Source organism: Bacillus benzoevorans (assembly GCF_014207535.1).
GTDB classification, from domain to species: domain Bacteria; phylum Bacillota; class Bacilli; order Bacillales; family Cytobacillaceae; genus Bacillus_BD; species Bacillus_BD benzoevorans.
In genome coordinates this window covers 1-25814 of the sequence record NZ_JACHGK010000007.1, presented here as the reverse complement: position 1 = coordinate 25814, position 25814 = coordinate 1, and the positions used below count along the sequence as shown (strand labels likewise).

Annotated in this window: 29 protein-coding genes and 1 tRNA gene; 28 read left to right on the top strand and 2 right to left on the bottom strand. The window is 35.6% G+C overall.

From position 1 onward, the window contains the following. Positions 1-48: 48 nt before the first annotated feature. Entirely contained in the window at positions 49-1854 is a 1806-nt protein-coding gene (uvrC, locus tag HNR53_RS11035) for an excinuclease ABC subunit UvrC (RefSeq protein ID WP_184525895.1), read from the top strand. Positions 1855-1923: 69 nt separating this feature from the next. Here the strand turns inward: uvrC and HNR53_RS11030 are convergent, their stop codons facing one another. Continuing rightward, positions 1924-2373 carry a DUF2507 domain-containing protein gene (locus tag HNR53_RS11030; protein ID WP_184525893.1) on the bottom strand — a complete coding sequence of 150 codons (450 nt, stop codon included), beginning with the start codon at positions 2371-2373 and terminating at the stop codon, positions 1924-1926. Positions 2374-2746: 373 nt separating this feature from the next. Here HNR53_RS11030 and HNR53_RS11025 point away from each other — a divergent pair, with 373 nt between their 5' ends. From HNR53_RS11025 to sdhB, 3 genes are all read left to right on the top strand, one after another. Next, positions 2747-3355, top strand: coding sequence for a succinate dehydrogenase cytochrome b558 subunit (locus tag HNR53_RS11025; protein WP_184525891.1), 609 nt, complete (start codon positions 2747-2749; stop codon positions 3353-3355). A gap of 76 nt (positions 3356-3431) precedes the next feature. After that, positions 3432-5183: a succinate dehydrogenase flavoprotein subunit gene (sdhA, locus tag HNR53_RS11020; protein WP_184525889.1), complete on the top strand. Its 1752-nt coding sequence runs from the start codon at positions 3432-3434 to the stop codon at positions 5181-5183. A gap of 16 nt (positions 5184-5199) precedes the next feature. Beyond that, the gene (sdhB, locus tag HNR53_RS11015; protein WP_184525887.1) at positions 5200-5961 is read left to right on the top strand and encodes a succinate dehydrogenase iron-sulfur subunit; all 762 of its coding nucleotides are present in this window, start codon (positions 5200-5202) and stop codon (positions 5959-5961) included. Between the two features lie 95 nt (positions 5962-6056). Here the strand turns inward: sdhB and recQ are convergent, their stop codons facing one another. Then, on the bottom strand, positions 6057-8201 hold the full coding sequence (gene recQ / locus HNR53_RS11010; protein ID WP_184525885.1) for a DNA helicase RecQ: 2145 nt from the start codon (positions 8199-8201) through the stop codon (positions 6057-6059). Between the two features lie 340 nt (positions 8202-8541). Between recQ and HNR53_RS11005 the strand changes: the two genes are divergently transcribed. From HNR53_RS11005 to HNR53_RS10890, 24 genes are all read left to right on the top strand, one after another. Next, positions 8542-8766 (top strand): helix-turn-helix domain-containing protein, encoded by a 225-nt coding sequence (locus HNR53_RS11005; protein WP_026693730.1) that lies wholly within the window; start codon positions 8542-8544, stop codon positions 8764-8766. Positions 8767-9040: 274 nt separating this feature from the next. Then, the gene (gene racE, locus HNR53_RS11000; RefSeq protein WP_281391832.1) at positions 9041-9844 is read left to right on the top strand and encodes a glutamate racemase; all 804 of its coding nucleotides are present in this window, start codon (positions 9041-9043) and stop codon (positions 9842-9844) included. A gap of 171 nt (positions 9845-10015) precedes the next feature. After that, positions 10016-11092 (top strand): GerMN domain-containing protein, encoded by a 1077-nt coding sequence (locus HNR53_RS10995; RefSeq protein WP_184525883.1) that lies wholly within the window; start codon positions 10016-10018, stop codon positions 11090-11092. A gap of 83 nt (positions 11093-11175) precedes the next feature. Continuing rightward, the gene (locus HNR53_RS10990; protein WP_281391818.1) at positions 11176-11778 is read left to right on the top strand and encodes an XTP/dITP diphosphatase; all 603 of its coding nucleotides are present in this window, start codon (positions 11176-11178) and stop codon (positions 11776-11778) included. Between the two features lie 3 nt (positions 11779-11781). After that, positions 11782-12300: a metallophosphoesterase gene (locus tag HNR53_RS10985; RefSeq protein WP_184525879.1), complete on the top strand. Its 519-nt coding sequence runs from the start codon at positions 11782-11784 to the stop codon at positions 12298-12300. Positions 12301-12435: 135 nt separating this feature from the next. Further along, a tRNA-Arg gene (locus tag HNR53_RS10980) sits at positions 12436-12512 on the top strand. A 141-nt stretch (positions 12513-12653) separates the two neighbouring features. After that, on the top strand, positions 12654-13646 hold the full coding sequence (locus HNR53_RS10975) for a tyrosine-type recombinase/integrase (protein ID WP_184525877.1): 993 nt from the start codon (positions 12654-12656) through the stop codon (positions 13644-13646). Positions 13647-13660: 14 nt separating this feature from the next. Next, the gene (locus HNR53_RS10970; RefSeq protein WP_184525875.1) at positions 13661-13885 is read left to right on the top strand and encodes a hypothetical protein; all 225 of its coding nucleotides are present in this window, start codon (positions 13661-13663) and stop codon (positions 13883-13885) included. 940 nt (positions 13886-14825) lie between these two features. Next, positions 14826-14984 (top strand): hypothetical protein, encoded by a 159-nt coding sequence (locus HNR53_RS10965; RefSeq protein ID WP_184525873.1) that lies wholly within the window; start codon positions 14826-14828, stop codon positions 14982-14984. 40 nt (positions 14985-15024) lie between these two features. Then, positions 15025-16260, top strand: a complete 1236-nt coding sequence (locus HNR53_RS10960) for a hypothetical protein (protein ID WP_184525871.1) — start codon at positions 15025-15027, stop codon at positions 16258-16260. Between the two features lie 57 nt (positions 16261-16317). Next, entirely contained in the window at positions 16318-16830 is a 513-nt protein-coding gene (locus HNR53_RS10955; protein ID WP_184525869.1) for an FmdB family zinc ribbon protein, read from the top strand. A 627-nt stretch (positions 16831-17457) separates the two neighbouring features. Continuing rightward, positions 17458-17706: a BhlA/UviB family holin-like peptide gene (locus tag HNR53_RS10950; protein ID WP_184525867.1), complete on the top strand. Its 249-nt coding sequence runs from the start codon at positions 17458-17460 to the stop codon at positions 17704-17706. Further along, on the top strand, positions 17706-18050 hold the full coding sequence (locus tag HNR53_RS10945; protein ID WP_184525865.1) for a hypothetical protein: 345 nt from the start codon (positions 17706-17708) through the stop codon (positions 18048-18050). The genes HNR53_RS10950 and HNR53_RS10945 overlap by 1 nt, the downstream gene beginning before the upstream one ends. Positions 18051-18063: 13 nt before the next feature. Beyond that, entirely contained in the window at positions 18064-19290 is a 1227-nt protein-coding gene (locus tag HNR53_RS10940; protein ID WP_184525863.1) for a GLUG motif-containing protein, read from the top strand. Then, positions 19291-19566 carry a hypothetical protein gene (locus tag HNR53_RS10935; protein WP_184525861.1) on the top strand — a complete coding sequence of 92 codons (276 nt, stop codon included), beginning with the start codon at positions 19291-19293 and terminating at the stop codon, positions 19564-19566. It begins immediately after the preceding gene. Between the two features lie 17 nt (positions 19567-19583). Continuing rightward, a complete protein-coding gene (locus HNR53_RS10930; protein ID WP_184525859.1) occupies positions 19584-20033 on the top strand; it encodes a hypothetical protein in 450 nt (149 codons plus the stop codon). A gap of 79 nt (positions 20034-20112) precedes the next feature. Next, the gene (locus HNR53_RS10925) at positions 20113-20979 is read left to right on the top strand and encodes an SU10 major capsid protein (RefSeq protein ID WP_184525857.1); all 867 of its coding nucleotides are present in this window, start codon (positions 20113-20115) and stop codon (positions 20977-20979) included. A gap of 70 nt (positions 20980-21049) precedes the next feature. Continuing rightward, positions 21050-21232: a helix-turn-helix domain-containing protein gene (locus HNR53_RS10920; RefSeq protein WP_221452301.1), complete on the top strand. Its 183-nt coding sequence runs from the start codon at positions 21050-21052 to the stop codon at positions 21230-21232. A gap of 224 nt (positions 21233-21456) precedes the next feature. Beyond that, positions 21457-22269, top strand: a complete 813-nt coding sequence (locus HNR53_RS10915; RefSeq protein ID WP_184525855.1) for a hypothetical protein — start codon at positions 21457-21459, stop codon at positions 22267-22269. 22 nt (positions 22270-22291) lie between these two features. Beyond that, the gene (locus tag HNR53_RS10910) at positions 22292-22465 is read left to right on the top strand and encodes a DUF5659 domain-containing protein (protein WP_184525853.1); all 174 of its coding nucleotides are present in this window, start codon (positions 22292-22294) and stop codon (positions 22463-22465) included. A 53-nt stretch (positions 22466-22518) separates the two neighbouring features. Beyond that, positions 22519-23679, top strand: a complete 1161-nt coding sequence (locus HNR53_RS10905; RefSeq protein WP_184525851.1) for a hypothetical protein — start codon at positions 22519-22521, stop codon at positions 23677-23679. Positions 23680-24042: 363 nt separating this feature from the next. Further along, entirely contained in the window at positions 24043-24303 is a 261-nt protein-coding gene (locus tag HNR53_RS10900; protein ID WP_184525849.1) for a hypothetical protein, read from the top strand. Beyond that, positions 24300-24692, top strand: a complete 393-nt coding sequence (locus HNR53_RS10895) for a hypothetical protein (RefSeq protein ID WP_184525847.1) — start codon at positions 24300-24302, stop codon at positions 24690-24692. The genes HNR53_RS10900 and HNR53_RS10895 overlap by 4 nt, the downstream gene beginning before the upstream one ends. Positions 24693-24805: 113 nt before the next feature. Further along, positions 24806-25771, top strand: a complete 966-nt coding sequence (locus tag HNR53_RS10890; RefSeq protein ID WP_184525845.1) for a terminase large subunit — start codon at positions 24806-24808, stop codon at positions 25769-25771. Positions 25772-25814 lie beyond the last annotated feature (43 nt).

Here is a 25814-nt window from a genome sequence, read left to right as displayed (position 1 = left end):
TCCCTCTATTATGTAAGGTGGAAGCTAAAGAAAGGAGGAGGCCTCCGCGTGAATGACTTGATTAAACATAAACTATCCCTGCTCCCTGAGCAGCCTGGCTGCTATTTAATGAAGGACCGTCAGGGAACGATTATCTATGTGGGGAAAGCGAAGATCCTGAAAAACCGTGTGCGTTCCTATTTTACCGGTTCACACGATGGTAAAACATTAAGATTAGTCAATGAAATAGAGGACTTTGAATATATTGTTACTTCATCTGAAATAGAATCACTGATTCTGGAAATCAATCTCATTAAGAAGCATGACCCGAAATATAATGTCATGTTAAAGGATGACAAAAGCTATCCATTCATTAAATTAACAGCAGAAAAGCATCCTAGACTGATCACAACCCGTAAAGTGAAAAAAGACAAAGGGAAGTATTTCGGTCCTTATCCAAATGTCCATTCGGCCAACGAAACAAAGAAACTGCTGGACCGCATTTATCCATTAAGAAAATGTTCAACCCTGCCTGACCGTGTCTGCCTCTACTATCATTTAGATCAATGCCTTGCTCCATGTGTGAATGAGGTAAAAGATGAAGATTATAAAACGATGGTGGATGAAATTACCCGTTTTTTAAACGGTGGATATGAGGAAATCAAACAAGCATTAACGCAAAAAATGAATGAAGCTGCAGAAGTGCTCGATTTTGAACGTGCCAAGGAGTACAGAGATCGAATTGCCCATATTGAAGCGACAATGGAAAAACAAAAAATGGCAACAACTGATTTCACTGACCGGGATGTATTTGGTTATGCCTATGATAAAGGCTGGATGTGTGTACAGGTCTTTTTTATCAGGCAAGGGAAATTAATCGAACGGGATGTTTCTATGTTTCCTTTATATAATGAACCTGAGGAAGAAATGCTAAGCTATTTAGGTCAGTTCTACACGAAGACAAATCATTTTAAGCCGAAGGAAATCCTTATTCCGGATACCGTATCAACCGAATTGGCAGAAGAACTCTTGCAAGTAAAGGTCTTGAAACCAAAGAGAGGACAGAAAAAAGAACTGGTGAATTTGGCCTGTAAAAATGCAAAAATTGCCTTATCTGAAAAATTCTCCCTTATTGAGCGGGACGAAGACCGGACGATCAAAGCGATTGAGCGTTTGGGAGAGGAAATGGGGATTTATACACCGCACCGTATTGAAGCCTTCGATAACTCGAATATTCAAGGGACTGATCCCGTTTCTGCCATGGTGGTATTTATTGACGGGAAGCCGGAAAAACGGGAATACCGGAAATATAAAATTAAAACGGTCAAGGGACCGGATGATTATGAATCGATGCGGGAAGTTGTGCGGAGAAGATATACCCGGGTATTAAGAGATAATCTTCCCTTACCGGATTTAATCATCATCGATGGAGGCAAAGGTCATATTGAAGCAGTAAGGGATGTGCTGGAAAACGAATTGGGAATTGAACTTCCGATTTCCGGACTGGCAAAGGATGAAAAACACCGGACGTCACAGCTGCTATATGGAACGCCATTAGAGATTGTTCCTTTAGAAAGAAACAGTCAGGAATTTTACCTCCTGCAAAGAATCCAAGACGAAGTTCATCGGTTTGCAATTAGTTTTCACCGTCAGCTGAGAGGCAAAAACGCCTTTCAATCCATGCTCGATGATATTCCTGGCATCGGTGAAAAGCGAAAAAGACAGCTGTTAAAAGAATTCGGCTCGGTTAAGAAAATGAAAGAAGCGACATTGGAAGAAATTACAGCAGCCGGCATTCCGCAGAATGTGGCCAAGACATTGCTGGAAAAGCTTCATGAAAATCAAACTGAAAACAGTGATGCCAATAATTCATGAAAAAGCCATTCATAGATTAGTTAAAACTTCCATCAGTTTAATCCGCTGATGGAAGTTTGTCTATATTCATCAAACCGGATCCTTTTTATCCCATTTTACGGTGAATTGGACTTTTCCACCCCGTTTTCGCGGGTGTTCAAATGCTTCAGCAATAACCTCTTTTTGGTTCTCTATTTGCTGCGCGATAAACCCCGCTTCTAACTGGAAATGGTAGGTTCCTTTACTTTGCAGGCGTTGGGTGATTAAAAGACTGGATAATTCCAACTCAAGTTCACTTTTTTTCTCATTCATGATCATTAACTGACCCCAGCCAGCCTTTTCAAAAAAATCTGCAATTTCTGAGAAGTCCTGCAGTGAAAACTTCCGTGCCAGCTGTTTTCCTGCCCAATATAAAATCTCTGCTGATTCACTGCCTAGTATTTCCGGCAGAAGGATCTCTCTTATTAATTCGTATCCAAACGCAGGAACGGTGACGGTTTCAGCTTCCTGCTTTAATTCTTCGGCTGTATTTTTACTCACTCTTCTCCCCTCTTTCTATGACTCTATTATATACAATGATGGCTTTTTTACGCATTCTTTTATGAAAAAAAGCTAAGGAAGGGAAGGTAATTTTTGCTATTTTAATATATTGCGTAATTTGTCTAAGCAGCAGAAAATAAAATGTGAAGGCATATCCGCTTTGTAATCAATATTTTTGAAAAATTTTCGCTATATAAATTATTTTTGCAATCGTTTCTTGACGGTGTAAACGGTTGAGAGTACAATGAAATTGTCACACAATTGTAAGAAAATTTACCAATTATTTTCCACTCAATAACCGAGTGAACGCTCAGTTGTTTTTTGGAGAGTAATACATATTTTAAGGTCAATATTATTAGGAGGGGTTAATTTAATGGCTGGTAATCGTGAATTTTTCAATCGCAGATTGCATTCATTACTGGGTGTCATTCCTGTAGGACTATTTCTAACTGTGCACCTTATTGTGAATCACTTTGCCACAGTTGGGGAGGAGGCATATAACAAGGCGACAGGGTTTATGGGCAATCTTCCATTCTTATTGTTCTTAGAAGTCTTTGTTATTTATTTGCCTATGTTATTTCATGCAATCTACGGACTGTATGTTGCGTTCACAGCGCAGAATAATGTAAGCAGATTCAATACATTCCGTAACTGGATGTTTGTTCTGCAGCGTATTACAGGTGTTATTACACTTATTTTTGTGGCATGGCATGTTTGGGAAACAAGAATTCAGGCTTTATTGGGTCAAGAGGTTAATTTTGATATGATGGCAAATATTGTAGATAATCCTGCCATGCTTTGGTTCTACATTATCTGTATCGTTTCTGCCGTATTTCACTTTGCTAATGGTCTTTGGTCCTTCTGTGTCAGCTGGGGGATTACAATTACACCACGTTCGCAGCAAGTTTCCACTTATGTGACAATGGTATTTTTCGTGCTATTATCAATTGTCGGAATACGTGCAATTTTAGCGTTTGTATAATAGATTAATAATTGGGAAGATATATATTTGCTTTTAGCAATTTGTTGGAAAGATGGATTGAAGGAGTGAGTCACGAATGGCAAAAGGAAAAGTTATTATCGTCGGCGGCGGGCTTGCCGGTCTAATGGCGACAATCAAAGTAGCAGAATCAGGTACTCCTGTTGAGTTATTCTCACTTGTACCGGTAAAACGCTCTCACTCAGTTTGTGCCCAAGGTGGTATTAATGGAGCGGTAAATACAAAAGGTGAAGGAGACTCCCCATGGATTCACTTTGATGATACCGTTTACGGGGGGGACTTCTTAGCAAATCAGCCTCCTGTAAAGGCAATGTGTGATGCAGCACCTGGAATCATCCACTTATTTGACCGGATGGGAGTTATGTTCAACCGTACACCGGAAGGATTATTAGACTTCCGCCGTTTCGGGGGAACACAGCATCATAGAACAGCATTTGCCGGTGCGACAACTGGTCAGCAGCTGCTTTATGCTTTGGACGAGCAGGTTCGGAGCTTCGAGGTAGCAGGTTTGGTTACCAAGCATGAAGGCTGGGAATTATTACAGATCGTTTTAGATGATGAACAGGTTTGTAAGGGAATTGTGGCCCAAGACTTAAGAACAATGGAAATCAAAGCTTTTTCTGCGGATGCTGTCATACTCGCAACAGGCGGACCTGGAATTATCTTTGGTAAATCAACAAACTCTGTTATTAATACTGGTTCAGCCGCAGCGATTGCTTATCAGCAAGGTGTTTATTATGCTAACGGTGAAATGATTCAAATTCACCCAACAGCCATCCCTGGTGATGACAAACTACGCTTAATGAGTGAATCAGCTCGTGGTGAAGGCGGTCGGATTTGGACATATAAAGATGGTAAGCCTTGGTATTTCCTTGAGGAAAAATATCCTGCATACGGAAACCTTGTACCGAGGGATATCGCAACACGTGAAATCTTTGACGTCTGTATCAATCAAAAGCTTGGTATTAATGGCGAAAACATGGTTTATCTCGATCTTTCCCATAAAGATCCGCATGAACTTGATGTTAAATTAGGCGGTATCATTGAAATTTATGAGAAATTCACCGGTGAAGACCCTCATAAAATTCCAATGAAAATTTTCCCTGCCGTTCACTATTCAATGGGCGGAATGTGGGTTAATTATGACCAAATGACAAATATTAAAGGTTTGTTTGCTGCCGGTGAATGTGATTATTCACAGCACGGTGCAAACCGTCTTGGTGCGAACTCACTATTATCTGCTATTTACGGCGGTATGGTAGCCGGACCGAATGTTGTGAACTATATTGAGGGTCTTGAAAAAGGTTCTGATACTATTTCTTCAACGTTGTATGACGGTTATGTGAAACAAGAAGAACAAAAATGGAATGACATTATGTCTATGAACGGAACGGAAAATGCATATGTTCTTCATAAAGAATTAGGAGACTGGATGACAGCAAATGTTACCGTTGTCCGTTATAATGACAAACTGCAACAAACAGATGAGAAACTTCAAGAGCTGTTAGAGCGCTATGAAAATATCAACATTAATGACACAGCTAAATGGAGCAACCAAGGTGCAGCGTTTACTCGTCAATTACAAAATATGCTTCAATTGGCACGTGTGATTACATTGGGTGCATATAATCGTAATGAAAGCCGCGGTGCTCACTATAAGCCTGATTTCCCTGAGCGTAATGATGAAGAATTCTTAAAAACAACGATGGCTAAATTTGTGGACAGCAAATCAGCACCGGCATTCCATTATGAAGATATTGATGTATCACTAATTCAGCCGCGTAAACGGGACTATACAACGAAACACTAAAAGGGGGGATACGGGGATGTCTGAGCAAAAGACTGTTACATTTATTATTACCCGTCAAGACGATACGAATTCAGCTTCATATCAAGAGGAATTTGAAGTTCCATATCGTCCAAATTTAAATGTTATTGCAGCATTAATGGAAATTCGCCGCAATCCTGTAAATAAAAAAGGGGAAAAAACTACACCAATTGCATGGGATATGAACTGTCTGGAAGAGGTTTGTGGTGCATGTTCGATGGTTATTAACGGAAGACCGCGCCAATCTTGTTCTGCTATCGTCGATCAATTGGAACAGCCAATTCGTTTGGAACCGATGAAAACATTCCCTGTAGTTCGTGATTTACAGATAGACCGCAGCCGGATGTTTGATTCATTGAAAAAGGTGAAGGCATGGATTCCGATTGACGGAACCTATGATTTAGGAGCAGGACCTCGTATGCCTGAAGTAAAACGCCAATGGGCATATGAACTGTCTAAATGTATGACTTGCGGAGTTTGTTTGGAATCTTGTCCAAATGTAAACAGCAAATCAAGCTTTATTGGACCAGCTCCGTTATCACAAGTTCGTTTGTTTAACGCACATCCAACAGGTGCAATGAACAAAGCAGAGCGCTTAGAAACGATTATGGGGGATGGCGGTCTTGCGAACTGTGGTAATGCGCAAAACTGTGTCCAAGCTTGTCCGAAAGGAATTCCATTAACAACTTCTATTGCTGCTCTTAACAGAGATACAGCCATTCAATCATTCAAAAATTTCTTTGGCAGTGACAAGGTTTAATAAGCAAAATAAAGGGTTGTCTTTCCCGGCAATGTTGCCGGGGAAGACAACCCTTTTGATATTCAGCACATTGGTTTCAATTGCCGTTGATAGAATCAGCGCAGTTGATTTTTACAGATGACCGTTTGAATGACAAAATAATCTATTTCTCCGTTCAATGCCTCCCAAAGGGGTTTTAATTTTTCAATTCCGCACAACTGAATCGCATTTAGCACCTTTTGTTCTGTCTCTTCATCAAATATTTCAGTCCAATTCAGCGGCTGCCCTTCTTGAACACTTCTGATGATATGCTTTTGCACGGTTATTTTTGTGAGCTGCCGTTTTCGGGCAATTTCCTCAAGTGTTACCCCATCCATATACCACTGATAGGTTAGGAGATGGCTGGGCTGTTCTTCTTGATCCTCTTGAACATGCTTTTTGGGAGCAGGAAGAATGATAGAATCTATTTCAAGTTCATTGTCATGGATAAATTGACTAATTGCGTTTATAAATACCTCGCCATATTTAGCAAACTTGGTTTGTCCCACTCCTTTGATTTGCAGCATCGCCGCTTCAGTGACTGGATAATAACGGCACATTTCCTTTAGTGTACTGTCGCCAAAGATGACGAAGGGAGGGACATGTTCCTGATCTGCTAATTCCTTACGCAAGACACGGAGGATCTCAAACAATTCAAGATTTTCTTCACTTTCAGCGGCAAAGGTTTCAAGGTCAGGATTTTTCTTCATCATGACCGTTTCGACCCCTTTTAGAACCGGAATAGCCTTATGGGTTACTTTAACAACTGGATATTTTCCGTCTGTCATAAGCAGATACCCTTCAGCAAGTAAGTAATTAATGGTATCGATAATATCTTTTTCACTTCGGGTTCGTAATAAACCATAAGTAGAAAGCTTGTCAAACCCGAGCTCTCGTATCCGTTTCTGACCGGATCCTTTTAATACTTGAGCCATCAACGTAACCCCAAAACGCTCTCCCATTCGTTTGCAGCATGAGAAAATCATCTGCGCCTCACGGGTGATCTCTATCTTTTCCCGAGAGTCTTTGCAGCTTGAGCACTTGCCGCATTGAATCGGAGGATGCTCGTGATCAAAATAGCGAATAATATAGGACTGCAGACATTCTTCCGTATGACAGTACATGACCATCTGATTTAATTTATGGTATTCCTGTTCCCGCTTTGCAAAATCAAGACTTGTTTCTTCAATAAGAAACTTTTGTAATTGAATATCCTGGGCCCCGAATAACAGCCAGCATTCACTTTCTTCCCCGTCCCGGCCGGCACGTCCGGCTTCTTGATAATAAGCTTCAACATTTTTCGGAAGATTATAATGTAATACAAATCTGACGTTGGATTTATCAATCCCCATGCCAAATGCATTGGTCGCGATCATAATATCGATCTCATCATAAACAAACTGTTCCTGTGCTTTTTTCCTTTCGGCTTCATTGAGACCGGCATGATATTTGGCGCACGAAAATCCCTTTGCAGTTAAAAAGCTGTAGAGATGGTCTGTCTCTTTCCTGCTTGATGTATAGATAATTCCTGATTGCTTTGGTTTTTTTAGTAAATATTGCACGATAAAGTCGCGTTTATTCGTCCCTTTTATCACATGAAAAGCTAAGTTTTCGCGGGCGAATCCTGTTTTAAATGTATCTTCGGCGTGTATTGCCAGAAGGCTGCAGATGTCCCCAGCCACATTTTCCGTTGCGGTTGCTGTCAGCGCCACAATAACAGGATTATGGTTTAATTGGCGCAATGATGAAACAATCGAACGATAGCTTGGTCTGAAATCATGCCCCCATTGCGAAATACAGTGTGCTTCATCAAAGGCGATTAACGGGATTTCGATTGAATTGAGCAGATCGATAAAATGCGCAGATTCAAATCGTTCGGGAGCTGCATAGACAAGCTTATACGCACCCTTTTTAATTAAGGACATTCGTTCCTTCAGCTCTTGGTTGTTTAACGAACTGTTAATATAAGTAGCCGGGATTTCCGCAGTGGAGAGGGAATCTACCTGATCCTTCATGAGTGATATGAGCGGGGAAATCACAATCGTAGTTCCTTGGAAGAGGAGGGAAGGAATTTGAAAGCAAAGCGATTTTCCACCTCCGGTAGGCAGGATGCCAAGGGTGTTTTTTCTGTTTAATATATTTTCGATAATCTCTTTTTGACCATTGCGAAAGGATGCATAACCAAAATATTGCTTTAATAGCCGTTTAGCTTCATCTAACATATCGCTGCCTCCCATGGATTCAGTATTATTTCTAGTTTATCATTGATGGCAGGCTCTTGATAAGGTTTGGCATAAGAATCAGCAAAAATAATTCCCTCAGTGCAAGGGAAAAGAGTGGATGCTTGCCAGTTGGTGTTAATGGACAATGAAAAAGACATTCAAGCATGCCTGAATGTCTTTTTTTGCTTTTTCAGAAAAAAATTCCGCACATTTTTTAAATAAACGCCTTTAGTAAGCGAAATGTAGTCACTTCAATACTTGCACTCACATATGATATCGTGACTAAATATACACCCATCCCGCAGTTCATAGCTGGCGAAGGCAAGGAGGGTTACAATACTTGAAGGAGAATGAATATACTCACAAGCCGTTACTCACCAAACGAGAAAGAGAAGTTTTTGAACTGTTAGTACAAGACAAAACAACAAAAGAAATCGCGGGAGAATTGTTTATCAGCGAAAAAACAGTTCGAAACCATATTTCAAATGCCATGCAAAAACTAGGCGTAAAGGGGCGTTCTCAAGCTGTAGTCGAGCTCCTTCGTATGGGAGAGCTAAAGCTTTGATTTTAACCGGTATCCTTATGAAGGATACCGGTTAATACTTATATTCCATTATATGATTCTATATCCATTGTATGAGTTCATCATATAAGAAAAAGCAATCCGTTAAAAGGACTGCTTTTTTTGCTGTCTAAAAAATTTATTTGCAGCATATTCTTAATGGAATTAATTCTTGAATTTTATATATAAAAGATAGAAAATAGGATAATGAGAAAAAAATTACTAACGAATATGACGAGATTACATCATGATATACGATAAAAATGAGGCGGATATGTTGAAACGACCAATTGGAGTAATAGATTCCGGAGTAGGCGGTTTGACCGTAGCTAAAGAAATAATGCGTCAATTACCGAATGAACAAATTATCTATGTAGGGGATACGGCGCGCTGCCCTTACGGTCCGAGACCTGCTGAAGAAGTCAAAGTGTTTACTTGGCAGATGACGCGTTTTTTATTGGAAAAAGAGATTAAAATGCTTGTTATTGCCTGCAACACAGCAACTGCGGTTGCACTAAATGAAATTAGAAGCGAGCTTTCTATTCCTGTTCTGGGTGTAATTCACCCGGGTGCACGGGCTGCGATTAAAGTAACCAGGAATAAGAGGATCGGCATTATCGGAACGATAGGTACGGTGCGAAGTGTGGCATATGAAAGAGCCCTGACTCAATTGGATAAGAATGTATATTCTATTTCACTGGCATGTCCTAAATTTGTTCCGCTTGTAGAGAGCGGTGAATACAGCAGCCCTTTAGCAAAAAAAATAGTAGCAGAGACACTAAGACCATTAAAAAATAAAGGTCTTGACACGCTTATTTTGGGGTGCACCCATTACCCGCTGCTGCAGCCATTAATTCAGAATGTAATGGGGCATTATGTCAAAGTAATCAGCTCAGGCGAAGAAACGGCAAGTGAAGTAAGCACAATCCTGCAGCATAACCGTATGTTAAATAAGGAAAACGGCGAGCCTGAACACGCCTTTTTTACAACTGGTTCAAAAGGGATGTTTACAAAAATTGCCTCTGAATGGCTTGAAAAACCAATTACCAATGTATCAACAATTAAATTGGGTACTTTTTAAAGGGATCTAACCCCAAGTCACTATACCTGGTACAGCAGCAGTATAGAGGGGCGGGTCCCTCTTTGCTTTGGGGTAGAGTCTTTATCGCCTATTTTTTTCTCTGCAAAGACGGTCTAATTTTTTAGGCAGGTCCGTATACATGTAGTACAAACTGTCTTTGGAGGGATTGTAATGTCTAAATCTAAATATAAAAAGATATTAGTGTCTGCTGCGATTATATCAGCTGTTTTTTTGGGCGGCTGCGGTCTTTTAGGGGGAGAAAAGAAAAAAGAAATTGATCCGCCAAAAGAAGTGACGATGACAAACGGGGAACAGGAGCCTGCTGCAAAGAACGCCGAGCCAAAATCAACGAATAGTGAGAAGGATGCAGTTGCGGAAGAGACAATCAAAACGGAATTGTATTTGATTGATAAAAATGGTTTAGTTGTACCGCAAACGTTGAATTTGCCGAAAACAGAATCAGTGGCGAAACAAGCGCTGGAATACTTAGTGGACAATGGTAAAGTGACGGATATGCTGCCGAACGGGTTCAAAGCGGTCCTGCCGGCAGATACAAAACTAACAGTAAATGTGAAGGATAAAGTGGCGACCGTTGATTTTTCCAATGAATTTAAAAACTATCAGCCTGAAGATGAATTGAAGATTCTTCAATCCGTCACATGGACGTTAACCCAATTTGACTCGATTGAGAAAGTAAAGCTGCAAATGAATGGACATCCGCTTGAAGAGATGCCGGTAAATGGAACACCGATTGGCGACGAATTAACGAGAAAAGACGGAATTAATCTGGATATTTCTAATTCCGGCGATATTACAAATACAAGACCAGTTACCGTGTATTTCCTTAGCGGAGAAAAGGGCGGCTATTATTTTGTCCCAGTGACCAAAAGGGTAAGCAATATGATTAATAATAATATCACTGCTGCTGTACAAGAATTAGTCAAAGGTCCGAGTGCTAACTCAAATCTCTTAAATGAATTCAGTCCGGATGCGAAATTAATTGACAAACCTAAGTTTCAGAACGGAAACGTGACGCTTAATTTTAATGAAGAGATTTACGGAAGCTTTGATGAAAAAGTGATTTCGAAAAATGTACTTCAGTCTCTTGTACTCTCACTTACGGAACAATCAGGAATAGAAAGTGTCTCCATTACCGTTAATGGAAAAACAGAGCTGGTTAATGAAGAAGGGAAAAAACTGACAGAACCCGTTACCCGCCCGGAATATGTGAATACAGGTAGTTTCTAAAGCTTCATTTTTGCTATACTATATTATGATGATGAAAAGGGTGGCGTAATGGTCACTCTTATTCTTTTTTGGGGGTAACTGTATTGAAGGTAATTATCGCAACGAAAAATCCGGGTAAGGCAAGAGAATTTGTGAAAATGTTTGAACCTTACAATGTAGAAGTGAAAACGCTGCTTGATTTTCCTGAATTTGCTGAGATTGAAGAAACAGGGAAGACATTTGAGGAAAATGCGATTTTGAAGGCGGAAACGGTTTGCAAACAATTAGGAGAAATGGCGATAGCAGATGATTCCGGAATTATGGTAGATGCTCTTGAAGGCCGCCCGGGTATATTCTCAGCACGATATGCAGGGGAGAATAAAGATGATGAAGCAAATAATGATAAATTACTCGGAGAATTGAAGGATGTGCCTGAGGTCAAGCGAACAGCCAGGTACTATTGTGCACTGGCATTTGCAGTTCCGGGTAAAAGGACGATTATCGTAAATGGGACTTGTGAAGGGGTCATGATTTCTGATAGAAGAGGAATAAACGGTTTTGGCTATGATCCTCTCTTTTATTTACCAGAGCGAGGGAAAACGATGGCTGAAATCACTCCGCAGGAAAAAAATGAAATCAGCCATCGTGCCAAGGCGCTGCGAAAACTCGAAGATCATCTGACTGTGGTGTTTTCGAGGGAGAATTAATGCATGAAGGTCCTGGTTGTTAGTGATAGTCATGGATTGACGTCGGAGCTGGAACAATTGAGGGAAAGGCACGGAGAGGAAGTAGAGTTATTTATCCATTGCGGTGATTCTGAGCTGTCGGCAGACCATCCGGCACTTATCAACTATGCCGTAGTTCGTGGGAATTGTGACGGAGACGGGCGGCATTCTGCAGAATTGCTTCAGGAGGCAGGGAACCGAAAAATCCTGATTACTCATGGACATCGTTACTCTGTGAAAAGCGGCATGATGAAATTATCGTATAAAGCCCGTGAAAGTGGTGCTGATATCGTTTGTTTCGGTCATACGCACTATCTGGGCGCAGAAATGGTTTATGATACCCTTTTTATAAACCCGGGGAGCATTCGTCTCCCACGAGGCAGACGAGAGCGAACGTATGTCATTTTAGAAATACTGGAGAATGAATACAAGTTAAAAGTATATGATTATGATAAAGGAGAAATCATCACTTTAGAACAGACTTTTTCTTCTAACGGAGATTGATTTCAGCAGCACAGTAAAATATTGGAGGAATGTAAGTCTTCCTCCTTTCATTTGTTTTTAAGCAAATAGTGTTGACTTTTCCTTTATTTCTATCTATAATAAGAAATGTCTTTGAAATAGGACAGAAAAGTGTATGTCCCAGTAGCTCAGCAGGATAGAGCAACGGCCTTCTAAGCCGTCGGTCGGGAGTTCGAATCTCTCCTGGGACGCCATTTTGAACACCAACTACATACTGAAATTCTTAGATATATAAGGATTAAACTAACACCTTCATTACATTTAATGAATCGGTCAATGTACGGTCTAAACCGTTACTTGATTAATCATTGATTGTAGTGGAGGTGTTTTTTGTTTTGACGAAAAGTAAGGGATTACTTGATATTAAGTTTGATGTTAATAGTGTTTTAAATCAACAATCAGAAGAAATAAATACAAAGTCAAAACGAACTAAGACCGACTCTTTGACCGTTGAGAAGGCACTTGAAATTATTATTCGTCAAATGGAAGTGAGTGGGAACAGACCTAGAACCATTCATGACTATAACTATTATGTGAATGATTTTAAAGAAAAAATGGGTGCAGTTAATTTGACTGATATTTCAACCGAATTAATTTATAAGTGGTTGGATGGGATGAATGTATCTAATCAAACAAAATTGACAAGGTTAAAGTGTCTGAAAGCGTTTCTTTCACGTTGCTTTGACAATGGATGGTATCAATCGAAATTTTGGAAAACATTAAATGTAAAAGTTGACCAAAAGGTGAAGGAAGGTGCTACAGACCATGAAGTAAACCTTCTCTTATCTTTGCTTGACTTAAACAATTTCGTTGAATTAAGGGATGCTGTGGCGGTTCTAATTATGTATAAGACAGGTGTTAGGATTAACACGTTATCTCAACTGGAAGAACACCATATTGATTTTGAAAATAATGTCCTTATTTTAGATGGAGAAATAATGAAAAATCATCAGGGGATAAAATTACCCTTTGATGAAATGACTTCAAAACTGTTAAAAATATTAATTCATCAAAATAACATCATCAGGGATAATTACCGAAAATTTAATTCTCATTTGTTCATTACAAAATATGGCGATCCAGTTTCTAATTCTCCAACTCATAACAATATCCAAAAGAGATTAAATCACTACAGTAAAGAGTATGGGATTAAGAATATCAATCCTCACGCCCTTAGACGGGGATTTGCCAAAAATTTATTAGACAAGGGTGCTGGATTACCTTTGATTAGTAAAGCCCTCGGACATAGCGATTTAAGCGTTACAACGAAATATTTATACATGGATATGGAAGATGTAGCAAAAAATCTGAAAGAATTTCTTGAATGAGTGGGGGAATTGAAATGAATACAGAAATTAGAGATTCCGAATTGTATTTATTAGAGGAATTAATTGAGGATTTGAACGTAAAAAAGGCAGAATACGAGAAGAAATTTAACTCTGTCAATCCTGAGAATAAGAATGAAATGTATAAAGCATATGGCAAACTAACTGCTTTATTGGATATTCAAACTTTTCTAATTCGGAAAAAACGTGAAATTAGGAAGCGTTATAAAGAGTTAGTTTAGATTAGCATAATGACAATCTAAAAAAGAAATGGGGCTAAGTGATTCGCAGTCACTCAACCCTGATAAGTTTTTACATTCGATTAAAACTAAAAACTAAAAACTGAATAAGAAACATCCTATTCAACTACTATTATAATTTGAAAAAAAATTATGGTCAAGTGGTCTAGTTTCCTATTGTCTTTTTTAGGGTGTTTCAGTCATGGTTGCCCAATAACATGACTATAACTAAAACTGGAAAGGTAATGACCCAGCCGTTGCTATAAAATGGGTATAGGATACAGAAGGCATTTCCCTATTTATGCTAGTATCTGAATGTGGTTGACGCACATAATCGGTCAGGAGTGGAAGGATAGAGGTAGATATACCTGCAAGACATTCACAAGTAGAATGAGTCCAACTTTGGGCGTATTTGAACCTGCTAGGGCTATCTGTTGCAGTAGAATGTTAGGATGAATAATCCTCGACAAATAGGGATATACGGAATACGGATTCCATAAGATGACGGAAAAGTATAAGTCGCTTGTCTATGTTCTTGATTATTTTTTTAATCTTGAACGTAGGCAACAACTATGCCAAAAGCCGTTGTCCATAGAATCAAAAAAAGTTAAAGGGCGAAAAACATAAAGTCAAGTGAAATGAATCAAATAAGTTGGAAAAATTAGAATAAAATTAATTGGAAATAATAATTAGTAAGTTGTTGGAGGACGTAGCCCCGTAGCGGGGACAGCGAACAAACGATAGTGCGTAGGGTGTTCCACTATTAAAATATAAATAAAAAACAGAATGGTCAAATCATAACTCACTTATATAGTGGGTTTTTTTATTTCACTAAACTACAAGAATAACACTATACCATAATAAAGTTAGAAACCTATCCCCTACCATATATACTGGGGGACTGTGAGACTATCAGGTCTAGGGGACTAAGGATAAATGTGTTTTGGAGAGCAAAAATAAGAAAGGGGAGAGGGCTGATTGGGAAGAAAAATCTGAGCGATACTTTAGTAGAAAAACAAAAAGTCAAGAGAAAATGATTGATTCTGAAAAAATACAATTTGCCAAAATAAAAATAATCGATACAATAAGACGTGAACAGTAAATTTAAAAAGTGTTCGTATAAAATCTAAGGAGGTAATCAGTTGACAAGTAAGTTTATAGAGAATATCAAAAATACATACGAAGAAAACTGGAACGGAACAAGTAAACAATATATTTGGGATGAAGTGGAATATGCTAAACTAGTAATTGAAAATGGAAAGCCTATTACTAATCATTTGTTCAAGGATATATATTTATTAGCAAAATATTACAGACATATTGAAGGGTTAGATGATGAAGGTATTAAGGCGAACATAACAGGTTTTACAGTATTAGATAAGATACATAATTGGGATTTAAGAGAATACTTTGAGAAGATGATTGATGGTGCTGTAAGGGGATCGAAAAAGCAACACATGAAAATATGCCATGAAATTAGGATAACTGAAAATGAACTAAATATAATTAACAATATGGTGGACAGTACAACAAGAAGGATTGCATTTGTAATACTGTGTATGTGGAAAGCAAATGGGAATAAGCCATTCAGGGCAACAATGAATCAAATAACAAATGAAATTGGACTAAATGCTAATAGTAGGAAATTAATGTATACTTTTTATGGGTATTTAATTAAAGAGGGTTTCATCTATCGGTATAATAGAAGAACCGAAAATAGAAAAAGAATACTTGAAAAAATGATAAAAGTTGATAGTCAATATGGGGAATTATTTATACCGTATGATTCCTATAAGTATGAGAAACATTTAGCACATCCAACAAGAAGAAGTAGCATTGCATTATGGAGATATGAGCAAGAGTACATAGAATGTGAAGAAGAACCGCCAACAATTAAACTACCTAGTTATTATGAAAATATGACAGTAGAACAAAAAGAGAACTATAAGAAATTTAGGTATCATTACAAAGAAGATGAATTTCATTTAATTGATGATAATATGCATTTTAGGGATAGTATAAACTTTGAATATATTAAAAATAATATAGATCATGTAGCACATTGTTGGATGAGAAATGATTTTGCTTGGATGATAGGTGGAGAAGTATTTTATCAGGAGAATGAAGCCCATGATAAGATAAAGGTAATCTTTGCTGAAAATGATTGTTCTGATGGATTATTAATTAATGTGAATGATTTACAAGGTGAATATGAGAAGTTACTGGGTGGAAACAAACTTGTATTCGGTAATTGTACAGAATGTGGTTGTAAGATCGTCAAGAATAGTAATAAAACAAAATACTGTGATGATTGTAGAATTGAAGTGAGAAGAAAGCAAGTTAATAGGAATGTTCGTAAATTAAGAAATAAGTTGTAATCGAATAGAAGTATAATTTCTATGGGTGGATACCCAGTGGATGTGGAGGATATAAAAATGGATAGTTTAGATAAATTAATTGTAGATTATATAGAACAACAGGAAGGACTAACAGAAGAAGAAATAATGATTAAGGCACAATTTGAATTAATTATTCCTATGCAGATCATTAGCAAGTTTGAAGAATGGAAGAATAAAAGAAGATTCTATTTTAACAAAGATGATAACCATGATAATTATGAATATGTTAGTAAATTAATAAGGGAAGAAATGTTGGAAATTATTGATGATGCCGATTTTATTGTCAATACATTAGTAAAACATTATTACGATAGTGAGAAGCCGAATATTGGCGGTAAAAAGTTATTATGGGATGTTTTTGGTGATGTACTATATTCTAATATTAAAGAGAATACAAAAGGTACTAAAAGTTGTGATGAATGTGGAGATAGATTTGAACCTACTAAACAACGTCAAACTAAATGTCCTTCTTGTCAGGAAAAAATTAAGAAAGAAAAGGCACGTTTGAGAAAAATCAAATTCAATGAAAAGAAGAAAAATAATCAATAAAAACTCAGCGTTCCAGTGAGTTGTGAAAACCCTTGAATTTACTATGTTTTCGCCTTACTGGAATTTTTTTATAATTCCCTCTAAGGGAAGGATACAGTTAAAAGTGGAATCTGATTAAACAAGGATTTTATCTTAAATTAAAAAATGCTCGAAAACGACAAAAATTATCAGTAAAAAGCCCTGAAAACCTTGATGTATCAACGTTTTGAAAGTGTGCAATAGGAAAGATAATTAAATGTCTATTAGGGAAGATGTTACGATTTAGACGGTATTTATCAAAGTGGATACACATGCAACTTTCAATATTCCGACTGAAAACTTTCTCTCCGAAAAATTAGATTTATTTATCAGGGTAGATATAAAGGGGTAATTTTCATAAAGTGCCATTCCAGTAATGACATTTCATGAAGGGTATTCCCTTCCTACACTAGTTTAACGAGATTCTAGTGTCATTATTTTATATCTCCTAGTCAAGATTCACCTCTTGACCTCCAATTTTCTATAAGTAGTCATTTATTTGGCTACTCCTATTTTTTTAATCATATTTATACCTATATTTAATAATTTAGGATTGACAAATTTAATTATATATTTTTTCTCATATTTATTCGTTAGGAGGTGATTATCATGGATGTAACTCAAATTCCTTTTGACAAATTATTGGAACAAGGAATATTTGCAATTCTCTTTGTGTATTTACTATATCATCAACAAAAGGATAGTAAGGCAAGAGAGGATAGATTAATGTCACATGTAGAGAAAACTACTGAAACATTAGATGTATTAAGTCAACGTATGGAAAATGTGAATACAAAAGTAGATCACATTGATACAAGATTAACAAAATTTGAAACAGAAGTAAGGGGGAATAATTAATGGCAGAAATTACAGCAAGTGCATATTCAGATTTAAGAAATTATATTCAATCAAATTGGCAATACCTAGAATTACAAGATGATTTAGGTACAGCAATTATAAGATTATCTCCGGCTGATTCAAGAGTTACATCAACAATTGAAGGAAACAACGTCAAAATTACAGTAGTGGTAAAAGGTAGTGATTCAGATATTACAGCACCTAAAACATTTGCAAAAAGTGTAATTTATAAGGTGGCTACTGGTGGAGAACCATATTCAACAGAATCATTTACATCATTTACAATTGAGGGCGAACAAGATGAATTAACGGTGATACATACAATATCAGTGCCACAAGTGTAAAGGGGCTGATTAGATGGTTATACAAATTAGCACACCACAGGATTTAGACAATATCAGGAATAACCTTGCAGGAGATTATGAATTAACAAATGATATTGATATGTCTAGTTTTGGTAATTTTATACCTATTGGTAAGTCTCCACAATTTACAGGGAATATTGATGGTAAAGGTTATAAGATTTTTAATCTTTCAATAGTGGACAATTCAGAATACACAGCGTTCATTGGTCGTACAAATACGGGTAGCGTTAGTAATTTAGGATTAGAAAATGTCTACATTGAATCTAATTCACATCATTTAGCAGGTTTAGTTGGATTAAATTATATGGCTACTATTTCCAATTGCTATGTAACTGGAACAATTAAAAATACTAATACATCATCACTATATACTGGTGGTTTGATTGGACGGTCATATGGATTAATTGAAAATTGCTATACAGATTGTACAGTTATTGGTGGAAAAGTTACTGGTGGATTTATTGGTTATTTCACTAGCAATCTATCTACTGTCATAAATAACTATTCAAAAAGTACAGTGAGTGGCGGAACTGATACTGGTGCTTTTTATGGGATGACTAATACGACATCTAAACCAATCTATGAAAATAACTTCTTTGACAAAGATGTAGTAGGAACAACAAATTATCAAACAACAGGAGTTACAGCCAAAACTACAAGTGAAATGAAAACTCAATCAACATTTACTGGATGGGATTTTGATAATGTTTGGTACATGGAGGATTATCCTGCATTAAGAGCATTTGCAAATATTCCTACAGCAAAAATTGAAACTGTCAATGTTGATTCCTATAGTACACCTATTCAATCTGAATTAAATAAAACTATCAAGTCAACTAAAGAGTTAAGAACTCATTCAGAACCCATTCAGACGTTCATACAGCGTTATACAGCAACGATAAGGGATGTTGAGGGTTATTTATCACAAATTCATTCGGAATCGACACAAAGCCATAGAAGTGTTAGAACAGGTAATAGGAATGTGGATAGTTTTGTTTTACCGATTGGTTCAAATGTATATAGGGAATCAAAAACTATTAAACAATTATTATCGTATGTAAAGCCATTACAAGCCAATATAAGCGTTTTAAATGTAATGAGGGATATTCCTATCTATGCAATTGTAAGTACACAGAAAAATACTTCTGTGACTTCAAATGAACAGAATATGAGTGAAATATCCTATATTCAGAACCCTTCAAGTGTGGAGGTGATATAAATGTATCAGGGAGATACTATCAGGTTGAAATGTCATTTTAAAACATTTAACGGTGGTTCAGTCAGCCCCACTGATATTAAATTAACCATCTATGACAAAGATAAAACACAAATTGAACAAATACCATTAGATGACACCAATAAGGAAAATATAGGTGTCTATTTTTATGATTACAGCCCTGCCAGTGAATTGAACGAATTTATTTTCGAGTTTGCTGGCATGTATAACAATAAACCGATTCTTGTAAGGGATTCGGTGCAAGTTAAATTCAATTAATCAAAGGAGGACATAAAATGTCACAGGAAATCAGTTTTACACAAGTACAGTTAGATGAAGCAATTGCCAATGCCAAAAATGAATGGGTTGAAAAGGAATTTAATCCATTAGTTGCTGAAAGGGATGATCTGCTTCAATATAAACCAAAAGAGTTATCGGATGGTGAAAAAGCAATTCAGGCAGAAAAAGAAAAATTAGCAGAATTAAAAAAAGAATTTTTTCAAAAGGATGTTTATTTTTCATTAAAAGAAAATGGACTTGAAGCATTTGCCAATGTGGTCAAAGTTGAGAATGATGATGAATTGAAAGAAGTTGTACAATCACTTTCTAAAATTGTCAATGACATTAAGGTAACTAATGGTTATGTACCAAATGATCATAAACAACAAAATGAATATGATGCCTTTGCTTCAAAAAAGGATACAAAAGGTATGATTGGAACTAAATTAGCAAATTTGTTTAAGTAAGCACTTTATACATTTGTATGAGGTGTTTTTTATTTATAAAAATATTGGGTAGTGACCGACACTAAAGGAGAATATTTACATGTTTAAATCAAACACTTTCACAGAAATCGAACAAATTTCACTAGCAAAAGAGATCGCTATTATCGGAGTACAAGCAACACCATTTACATCTTTACTTATGGCAAAAGGTAATATTGAGAAAGCATTATCAACTGTTTACACATGGAGAGAAAAAACTCTTGACCATACTGATGATTTATCAGCCGTTGAGGGTTCAGATGAAATTGTATTCTATGAAACTGCAAGAGCAGAACTAAACAACATTCTTGAAATCTTCAAAAAGGGTGCAAGTATTTCAGGCACAGCCGTTGCTATGAAATCCACTCAATTTGCGGAAGAAGTAAATGATCGCCTATTAGAATTAAAAATTAATATGGAGAAAAAATTTATTAATGGATTAAAAAATGATGGCAGCGTAACACCTTTCAAACGTCAATTAAGTGGATTAATTGAAATGGCAGACCCTTCAAATGCTGAAACTGGTATTCTTGACGAATTAATGATTAAAACAGTTATGCGTAACTTGTGGGAACAAGACCTTGCAGAAGGTAATTACTATGCTTTAGTTTCAGCAGATTCTAAAGAGAAAATTGATAACCTTTACAAAGATAGATATGATTACAACCATGTAACAACTAATTTTGGCTTACTTGTTGATTCTATTTCAACAAATTATGGAACACTACACTTCATTCTTTCTAAACATGTTCCAGCAGATAAAGTGGTAGTATTCAACGATAATTATGTTGATCTTGCTTACCTTCGTCAACCACATTTTGAACCACTTGCAAAAACAGGTGATTCAATTAAAGGTCAAGTTATTGCAGAAGCAACATTAAAAGTTGGTAGTAAGAAAGGTGTAGCAGTAGTTACTGTAACAGAATAATTGAATACATAGATTGAGGATGGGGAATTATTCCCTGTCCTCTTTCAATTTAATCAGGGAGAAAATGAGGATGATTACCAAAAAGGAAGAATATTTATTGAGACGTAGGAGAAAGAAAATAACGCATGTTGAATTGGCTAATTATTTACATTGTAGTCAGTCGCTTATTTCAAGATACGAAACAAATAAATGTGGAATGTCACAGAAGAAAATAGAGAAATACAGAAAATATATAGACGAAAAAGAAATCTAAAAATAATCAGAAAGTTGGAGGTGAAGAAGTGAGATATAAGAAATTCGTTTTACCACTTTCTTCTTGTATCTCAGTTTATTAATTTTTAGGAGAATTAATAAAATTTATACTGAATGAGATACAAGGAGGAAGTTTAGGAGTTTGAATAATTCAAAATCCTAAATGGTAGTTAGGATATTTACAATTAAGAAGATAGTGGGAGATTTTCTTCTTTCACTAGAGGTATGCAAAATAAATTAAAGGATAAATTTCCAGAATGGTGCTTTAACAATGAACAAGGACAAAATAGTTTAATCCTTACAGATGACCTAGATTCCCTTTTAGGTTGTGCAATTGAAAAATTTGTTAAAGGGAATGACATTAATTATTTCTACAGTTTTAAAAGTTTGAATGTGGCTGATAGAACGGACAAACGAAAAGCCATAGGAATTGATCTTGCATTACATAAGGGGAAATCTTGGTGTAATCATGTTGTAAGAATTAATGAGGATGATTATGTCAATCCACAAACAGCCAATATAAACGCATTATTGAAAATCCATTCAGGTAACTATTTCAAGAAATATGCAATGTCTACAGTATTAACAATGTGGAGTTTCTACAATTTGCCTTTACCTGAAACAAAGGAAGGTAAAATGTTGTTACTTTGTATTGATTCAGGTTATTTAGGACATTACAGTGATTCATTTAAAGATGTACATACAGCATATTTGAAATTGTTGGGCTTTGAGGAATTAATTGATTTACTGAATAAAACACATAAATTTGAATACGAAATGTTGCAAGGTAAATATAATACTAAAGCAAAAATAAAATTGAATAATGATGGTTACTTACAAACTAATTTACCCCTAGCAGAATTGCAGGGGCTTTTTGGCATTCCATTAGAATTGCCGACACAACAATTTACTAAAATGTTTCAATTTCAAGATGATATAGGAAGTACATACAGTATCAGATCAAAGGAACAAATTGATAAAAGAATTATCAGTTTTGCTTTGACTGGAAGTAAGAAATTTAAGTATACATACGCATAAAAAATCAAGGAGGATAATCACAATGAAAAATTATTTCTTTTGTTACAATAAAAAAGTTTCAGATTTTCTTAAAACTAAGGGTATTTACTATATTACGGTGGCACAAGACGTTAAAACACTAAAGATTTTCAGTTTGTTTGAAATTACACCGTCTTTTCAACAGGCACTAGAAGAATATAAAAATCAATCTAAATAATAAATAAATCCAACTCTATATATAAATCTTTTACATAAATCGGAGGTAACAACATGCAAGAGACTATCAAAAAAATTGAATTTACAGAAGAAGAAGCAATAAGAATTACAATGGAACATGGTTATGATGGAGCAGAGTTTAATACTTCTGTATGGAAAACTAGAGGATGTTTACATCCAAACAGAACGCTTGATGCACTTATTAGTAAATTAAAAACTATCTATGACAGTGTAGAAGTTGAAGGTAAAGGTAAGAAAAGAAAATACATACTGAAAGATAAAAAGGTTAAAGTATCAGAAAGAATTTTCAATTATAAAGGAACAATTCCAACACTTGAAGATGATATTATGAAGGAATTTATATTTAATCATCTAGTATCGTATGAAAAAGAGTTTACCCAATCTTATAGAGGTTGGGCTAGACTAATTGGATTCATTGGTACTGATAATTTTAAAGTTGAAGAAATGATACAAAAACTTAAAAATGTGCATCATGGTTTCCCTACCATCTACAATCCAAAAGAAGCAGTTGGTAAATTTATTCAAACTTTAAATATTAGAAATAAAGATGTAGTTGAAAAATCCTTTAAGCGTCTTGAAAAAGAGGGGCGTATTACTGTATCAGAAGTTTATAATTTTAAAATGAATGATGGACAAATTGAGGAAGTCGATCAATTAGAATACGAGGAAGTACAAGAAGTATTAAAGGAATTATTAGAATCAAAGGAAGTAACATATTATCAATATACCCAATCCGTAACAAGTTTAAATAAATCAAAGAAAATGAAAGAAATTATTCGAGAAGTTGGGAATTATCTTTCAGAACAATTTGATATTCAATATTTCTTTAAATCCTTTAAGGTGACAGTATTAGACAAAACTATTCATAATGAAATTTCAAAAGATGAATTTAAACAAGCATACTTTAAACGATTAATTAAATTGTCAATAGATAGACAAAATAAAAAGGATTATAAGGAATCATTATCATTTTGGAAAAGGTTTTACTTATTGAATACATTAGCACTTTTGAAATATTTGAATGTTAAAGGAATAGAAAAATATTGGGATAATGAAAGAAAATTACAACTTGAAAAAACAGATGAGTTTACTTTAGAACGCTTAATCTATTATTTTGAATCAGATGTTGAAAAAGAAAAAATACGGCATACATTCGGAAATATTGATAATATCGAAGAAAGTTTACCATTTTAAGTTTTGTACACAACCCAAAGTATTAATATATAAACCTATTATATAGTTTGGATTGTGTACAAAATATTTATCGTAATATACAAAAATAAAAATGATTATATAGTCGGGTGAATTGTGAAGCGATAGCGAAACAAGAGGGGCGGGCTTAGGTACTTCATTTTGTGACGTGCTTCTTGTCACAACTTGAAGTAGTTGGTGATAAGCCCCTAATGTTTTAACTATTAAAGTGTTACAACTAAATAAACATATAACGGACAAGAAACTCACTTGTCCTTTTTGGCGTTCACAAAACTAAAAGAGTGTTTTGTTCTCTTATTTATAAATTTTCTATTCAATTAATTAATTAATCAGGAGGAATCTATTATGAAATTATTCAAAAGTAAGAAACGTGTAATTATTGAAGGGTGTAAGGATATACATTCCATTATTGATCATTCACAAGAAATTATTGCTGATTCACAAAGTTTAATTTCTGATATGCAGAAGGATGTTCAATCAATGCAAGAGGGTATTGATGATATGAGAAAGAACAGCGAGGAATGTCAGAAATTGAGTAAACAGAATCTGATCATTTTAAATGATATGAGAATTGTACTTGATGAATTGGCAGGTGATACAGAATGAATATTCATGAAGCATTGCGGAATGTGACACAGAAGAAACAGGAATATTTTAAATGGAAACATGATATAAGATTCAATATATCAGAGCCGAGGAAATCAGAAGAGGAATTTTTACAAAGTGTTGACTTAAAAACATTAAATACTTTTCATAGATGGGAACGATCACAGGAATATAAAAGTTTACTCATGTTGCTATTGGAAAGTAAAGTGGCTAATGACTTTGAGGACATTTATAAAATTGTAACGGATAAAGCAAAAGACGGTGATGAAAAATCTATACGCTTATTTTTATCTATGCAAAAGGATATTCAATCCAATGCTAAATTAGCAGCCAAAACATTTGAAAAAGTTGAGGAAATTGATGATATGGATGATTTAGTGCTGGATTGAGGTTGCTGAGAGTGACCACAAGCGAATTAACTTTGATTAATTGAATAAGTGTACATCTAATTTTGTCTGAGGGCTGTATTTTGCAGTCCTCTTTTTATATTGGAGGTGAAAAAATGATAAAAACAAAGTCAGCAAAGTTAAATAAGGTACTCAATTCATTTCCTCTATTTGCAAAGAATTTCATTTACATAATTGATAATAACAATGAGAAAGTAAAGTTTGATTTAAACCTTGCACAATTAGAACTTGAAGATTTAATGAATAATAATCGTTTTGTCATTGTTAGTAAAGCCCGACAAGGTGGAATTTCAACTTATACAGTTGCAAAAGCATTATGGAGAGCATTGACCAATGAGAATGAAAATATTCTTATTGTTTCCTATAAATCTGATTCATCTAAGGCACTATTTGAAAAGTTGAAAAGTATGAATGATTGGATTGACAGAGAAAAATATCCTGTATTCCCTAGTGTAAAACGTGATAATAGGGATGAATTATTTTTTGATAATGGATCAAGGATAACTTGTCTTGTAGCCAGTAACAAATCAATTGGTAGGGGTTCTACATACAGTTGGATTCACATGTCAGAGTTTGCCTTTTATGATCGTCAGGAAATGCAATTACTATCGGCAGAGCAATCACTAGCAAAAGGTAGTAGTAGTGTATTAACCATTGAAACAACGAGTAACGGAACCTCTAACATGTTCTATCGTTTGTCTATGTCAGCCATGAAGGGAAATTCTAAATATAAGTTGATGTTTATTCCTTTTTATCATGACTTATATAAGAAACAATTCAAATTTGAATATGATGAAGCCGAGATATGGCATAAGGAAGACAACAAGGGTGTTCGTTTGTCTGTAAAGGATTTAGAACCTAGTGAGAAGGTTTTGTATGATAAGGGTGCAAATTTACGGCAATTAATGTGGAGAAGGTACAAGTTACTGGATATGACATTACAGGAATTTCAACAGGAATATCCATCTAATATATTGGAATCGTTTATTTCAACAGGTTCAAGTGTATTTGAATATTTCACTCAGAAAGCATCACCAAGTTGCTCATTTGAGCATCATTGATTCGCGGTTAGAGCATCATCAATATTCTGTTAAAATATCACTT

Excerpts from the sequence above, each read along its gene's own strand:
- HNR53_RS11025 (WP_184525891.1), top strand. The coding sequence starts at position 2,747 with ATGGCTGGTAATCGTGAATTTTTCAATCGCAGATTGCATTCATTACTG.
- sdhA (WP_184525889.1), top strand. The coding sequence starts at position 3,432 with ATGGCAAAAGGAAAAGTTATTATCGTCGGCGGCGGGCTTGCCGGTCTA.
- sdhB (WP_184525887.1), top strand. The coding sequence starts at position 5,200 with ATGTCTGAGCAAAAGACTGTTACATTTATTATTACCCGTCAAGACGAT.
- recQ (WP_184525885.1), bottom strand. The coding sequence starts at position 8,201 with ATGTTAGATGAAGCTAAACGGCTATTAAAGCAATATTTTGGTTATGCA.
- HNR53_RS10995 (WP_184525883.1), top strand. The coding sequence starts at position 10,016 with ATGTCTAAATCTAAATATAAAAAGATATTAGTGTCTGCTGCGATTATA.
- HNR53_RS10985 (WP_184525879.1), top strand. The coding sequence starts at position 11,782 with ATGAAGGTCCTGGTTGTTAGTGATAGTCATGGATTGACGTCGGAGCTG.
- HNR53_RS10970 (WP_184525875.1), top strand. The coding sequence starts at position 13,661 with ATGAATACAGAAATTAGAGATTCCGAATTGTATTTATTAGAGGAATTA.
- HNR53_RS10955 (WP_184525869.1), top strand. The coding sequence starts at position 16,318 with ATGGATAGTTTAGATAAATTAATTGTAGATTATATAGAACAACAGGAA.
- HNR53_RS10950 (WP_184525867.1), top strand. The coding sequence starts at position 17,458 with ATGGATGTAACTCAAATTCCTTTTGACAAATTATTGGAACAAGGAATA.
- HNR53_RS10945 (WP_184525865.1), top strand. The coding sequence starts at position 17,706 with ATGGCAGAAATTACAGCAAGTGCATATTCAGATTTAAGAAATTATATT.
- HNR53_RS10940 (WP_184525863.1), top strand. The coding sequence starts at position 18,064 with ATGGTTATACAAATTAGCACACCACAGGATTTAGACAATATCAGGAAT.
- HNR53_RS10935 (WP_184525861.1), top strand. The coding sequence starts at position 19,291 with ATGTATCAGGGAGATACTATCAGGTTGAAATGTCATTTTAAAACATTT.
- HNR53_RS10930 (WP_184525859.1), top strand. The coding sequence starts at position 19,584 with ATGTCACAGGAAATCAGTTTTACACAAGTACAGTTAGATGAAGCAATT.
- HNR53_RS10925 (WP_184525857.1), top strand. The coding sequence starts at position 20,113 with ATGTTTAAATCAAACACTTTCACAGAAATCGAACAAATTTCACTAGCA.
- HNR53_RS10920 (WP_221452301.1), top strand. The coding sequence starts at position 21,050 with ATGATTACCAAAAAGGAAGAATATTTATTGAGACGTAGGAGAAAGAAA.
- HNR53_RS10915 (WP_184525855.1), top strand. The coding sequence starts at position 21,457 with ATGCAAAATAAATTAAAGGATAAATTTCCAGAATGGTGCTTTAACAAT.
- HNR53_RS10910 (WP_184525853.1), top strand. The coding sequence starts at position 22,292 with ATGAAAAATTATTTCTTTTGTTACAATAAAAAAGTTTCAGATTTTCTT.
- HNR53_RS10905 (WP_184525851.1), top strand. The coding sequence starts at position 22,519 with ATGCAAGAGACTATCAAAAAAATTGAATTTACAGAAGAAGAAGCAATA.
- HNR53_RS10900 (WP_184525849.1), top strand. The coding sequence starts at position 24,043 with ATGAAATTATTCAAAAGTAAGAAACGTGTAATTATTGAAGGGTGTAAG.
- HNR53_RS10895 (WP_184525847.1), top strand. The coding sequence starts at position 24,300 with ATGAATATTCATGAAGCATTGCGGAATGTGACACAGAAGAAACAGGAA.
- HNR53_RS10890 (WP_184525845.1), top strand. The coding sequence starts at position 24,806 with ATGATAAAAACAAAGTCAGCAAAGTTAAATAAGGTACTCAATTCATTT.